General features: G+C 44.2%; 2 protein-coding genes and 1 pseudogene. 1 reads left to right on the top strand and 2 read right to left on the bottom strand.

Annotated elements, in window-relative coordinates; all coding sequences use genetic code 11:
* Positions 1-119: 119 nt before the first annotated feature.
* Together VE944_RS13240 and VE944_RS13235 are read right to left on the bottom strand one after the other, a co-directional pair.
* The gene (locus tag VE944_RS13240) at positions 120-1,682 is read right to left on the bottom strand and encodes a serine hydrolase (protein ID WP_324977693.1); all 1,563 of its coding nucleotides are present in this window, start codon (positions 1,680-1,682) and stop codon (positions 120-122) included.
* 174 nt (positions 1,683-1,856) lie between these two features.
* On the bottom strand, positions 1,857-2,597 hold the full coding sequence (locus VE944_RS13235; protein ID WP_324977691.1) for an RNA methyltransferase: 741 nt from the start codon (positions 2,595-2,597) through the stop codon (positions 1,857-1,859).
* Between the two features lie 330 nt (positions 2,598-2,927).
* Between VE944_RS13235 and VE944_RS13230 the strand changes: the two are divergent.
* A pseudogene (locus VE944_RS13230) lies at positions 2,928-3,659 on the top strand (tetratricopeptide repeat protein); the annotation flags it as partial.

Genomic DNA, 3,659 nt, shown 5'->3' with positions numbered 1-3,659 from the left:
TTTCTTATACATGGAAGAGTATTTGTTGCAAAGTATTAAGCATTTGCAGCAACTGTTTCCCCTGCTCCCTGCTCCCTTGCTCTAAAAGCAATAGGATATTTTTTATATTTAGAAGTCCCTTATCTTGGAGGGTAATACTGCGGATTCATAACTGGAGATTGATAACCATTTGGCGGTACAGTACCTCCCATACTGTTGGGTACAGGATTCACAACAGGAGGCTGATAAACGCTCATGGGTACAGTACCTGTCGTACCATTGGGCAAAGCAGGACTCACCGCAGGAGGCTGATAACCATTTGCAGGTACAGTGGTGCTACTGTTGGGTGTAACAGTATTTTGGCTAAACTCTTGGTAGGTAACACGAGAAATTGAGCTAATCAATTTTTCGGCGCGAGGGTCATTATTGGGGCGTTGTACCATGACAGCAGCTACGTAGCGTTTGCCAGTTGGAACAATAATTAAACCTGCATCTGCCAGCATAGTACCAATATCGCCCGTTTTGTGGTATATTCTTGCGCCTGTTCCCAACCCGGATGGTAGCAGAGTGTCTCTCTGAGTGCGACGCAAGATATCGAGCATTAAATCGCGTGATGGCATACTCACTAAATTTCCCTGACTCACAATCGCCATCAAATTTCCTAATTCTTTAGGACTAGTGGTGTTTGTCCCTTGTAAATCTGGTAGTTGATTACGAATTGTTGTGGTTGTCAATCCCCAGTCCCGAAAACGCTGGTTTAACGCCTCTATTCCTCCTAGCCGCGCAATCAGCATATTTGTTGCAGTGTTGTCGCTGATTGTAATCATTTTAGTGGCGACTTCCAGAGCGGCATACTTGGTTCCGGCTGGTTTGTATTGCAGATTTCCAGAACCGCCAGCAAGCATATCCTGTTGCATGGTCAGCATTTCATCCAGGCGAATTTTACCCGCGTCTACATCCTGGAAAAAAGCAATTAAAATCGGCACTTTAATTGTGCTAGCCGCCGGAAAACTGGTAGAGCCATTAATATCTACATAATTACCAGTATCTAAATCTACTAAGAAAACTCCAGGTGTAAGATTTGGGTTGGTCGCCGCCAAATTTTGCACAGAATTTTTTAAGGAGATCATTTCCTGAGATAGGTATAAGCTCGAAGGTGCAACTGGGGGGGTTTGGGTAGGTTGTGGCTGCGATCGCACCATATTACTATTAGATTGCGGCGCAGAAGTTGTGCTGATGCGATTAGCGGGGTCTAATACTGACAATGCTGTGCCAACAATTGCACCCATGCCAACACCCACAATCAATAACCGCACAATATACAACAAGGTTTTGGCCATTGGCTTTAACCGCGTCTTCCTTGATGAACGCAGCCCTCTTTTTGGATTTTCCATCCGCACTGTTTTCACCATCACAGCACCTGGTCGAAAGGGAGGAATTTTGCCCTTTACACTAGGTATTGGTTTTACTGCCGTTGGCATGACTAACCCTGATTTTACCCTACGTGTAGCACTAGGGGTTGAGGGAGGACTAATCGGATTTTTTGGGCGTGTTAGCGCCGCTTCTCGTCCATTCACAGCTTGCTGCTGGCTGTTAGCTTTAACTTTCTTCTTGACCACTTTTTGAACTTTTTGTGGCGGCTGGCGGCGATTTAAGGGTTGACGCCGCGAGAAAGCTGTTAGTTCGTCACCTGACTCTGACACAGTTACTCCTTGTGACCCACTTGGCTGTTTTCTTGCAGACTCCTAACCCAAAACTTAATTTTTAAGCAAATATTAATACTCAAATTTCACTTTGCCACTAAGTAGCATTTTTGTGTTTAGTTTAAGCCATATTAAATATTTTGGGAGATGATTGCGTATATATTAAACAAATAATTACAAGTTTTCACCATCCCTTTGGTTTTTAAGGGCCCATTCTACCTGCTGCAAAATCCCACGCAGCATATATACTTCGCCTGTTTTCAAGTGAGCGCGATTATATATTTGGCGAAATTTTTCCATCCGACTAGCTGCCGTATGGGGATATACATAACCAATTTTTAATAATAATGATTCTAATTGCTGATAGTATCCTTCCACAACATCTAAGGGGGCGAGTTCAGTTTGGGTTAAGGTTTTAGTGTCAGGTTGCTGGGTACATTGTGACAATTCATAACAGCAGATTGCTACGGCGGTAGCCAAGTTTAGGGCTACATAATCTGCACTTGTGGGAATGCGAACAAACCTTTGTGCATAATTTAATTCTTCATTGCTTAATCCCCGATCTTCCCTGCCAAAAATCAGTGCTGCGGGTTCTTCTGGTTCCTCCAGTAACCAGGGTAGTGCAGTGCGGGGGTTTTCTAAGGGTGTTTCCCAACTGCGAACGCGACCAGTAGTAGCGATCGCGCGTACACATCCATGCAATGCTTCTGGTAAAGTCGGTACCAATACCGCAGATTCTATAATTTCCTGACCATGAACAGCCATCATCAAAGCTTCCGACGATAGCGGATCGCATTGGGGGTTCACTAATACTAAATTATATAGCCCGAAATTTTTCATTACCCTGGCGATCGCTCCGATATTGATCGGCCCAGCTGGCTCTACCAACACAATTCTTAATCCAGCCAAACCCATTTTTTGCCTCCTGCGATCGCACCATAAGATATTTTTAGGCTAATTCTCAGCATTGTTATGTTCTGCTAAAAAGTTTCCTTGACATCATTCTAAACTTTGCAGGTAAATGCCTACGGCAGGTGTGATAAACAATTACCTATTTTAATCATCATAATTAACCCGGATTTCTCACAAAGAGATAAAAAAGGTCAAAAACTGCGAAATGAACAACTTAAAACGATTCGCACCCGCCAGACATTGCCTACCCCTTGAATGCTCCTAAGCTCTACAAGCGTCTAATCCAGTCAGACAAACTCAGACTAGAATTAGAATGGACGTTCTCTAGTAGCTATGCCAGACTCTTTGCCATTGCGCGATCGCTATCTTGCCTTAATCGATGAAATTGTCGAAACCACCCTCAAGGGCAAAATTAGCTCTGTTGAGATGGTGTATCAAATACTGCTTAAAGGCATTACTTCCGGTACAGGGGAAGTCTTTGAATTAGCTTTGAGCGATCGCTTGAATGCTCTCCAAAATCAAGTCGATAGTGAAAAAGACGAACTCAAGAAAGCCAAGGCTACTCGGAGTCTGAGAGCCATTAAAACTATTCAAAGTCAATGGCAACGCTGGCAAGAGCAAAACAAAACCACAGAAGCGATCGCCTCCGCAGTTACAGAAATTACCACAGCACCTGCTGACGAGCGTCTGGCGGTATTTTTACGGGTTACTGATCCCAATCAGAAGTATCCGCTAAATTTGCAACAGCTACAGCAATTATCAAAAGCATTACAGCAATTTGCCGAGGCAGATGCTGATTTACAACAATTTTCCGAAGGGATTACCCGTGGTTTAGCTTCTTGGCAGCGATTGCAAGACAACTTGCTCAGTTGGATGTACGAGCAAAAAGAATCTCTGGGATTTGGTGGCGTACCGGGAGAACGTGGCCCTTGGGCAAGTTGGGCGAAACAACTCAACAGTGAGTTACCCCAAGCACTGCTTCGCACCTTAGCTATGGAAGAATCTGCAATAGAGTTTGCCGAGCGACAACGGGGAATCACCCTTAGAGATTGGGTGGAAATGGCA

It is taken from the genome of Nostoc sp. (assembly GCF_035638895.1).
GTDB lineage: Bacteria > Cyanobacteriota > Cyanobacteriia > Cyanobacteriales > Nostocaceae > Nostoc.
The sequence above is the reverse complement of the archived record's forward strand: the minus strand, read 5'-3'. Positions and strand labels throughout refer to the sequence as shown.

Bases quoted from the DNA above. Each gene is read 5' to 3' on its own strand.
- VE944_RS13235 (WP_324977691.1), bottom strand. From the start codon at position 2,597: ATGGGTTTGGCTGGATTAAGAATTGTGTTGGTAGAGCCAGCTGGGCCG.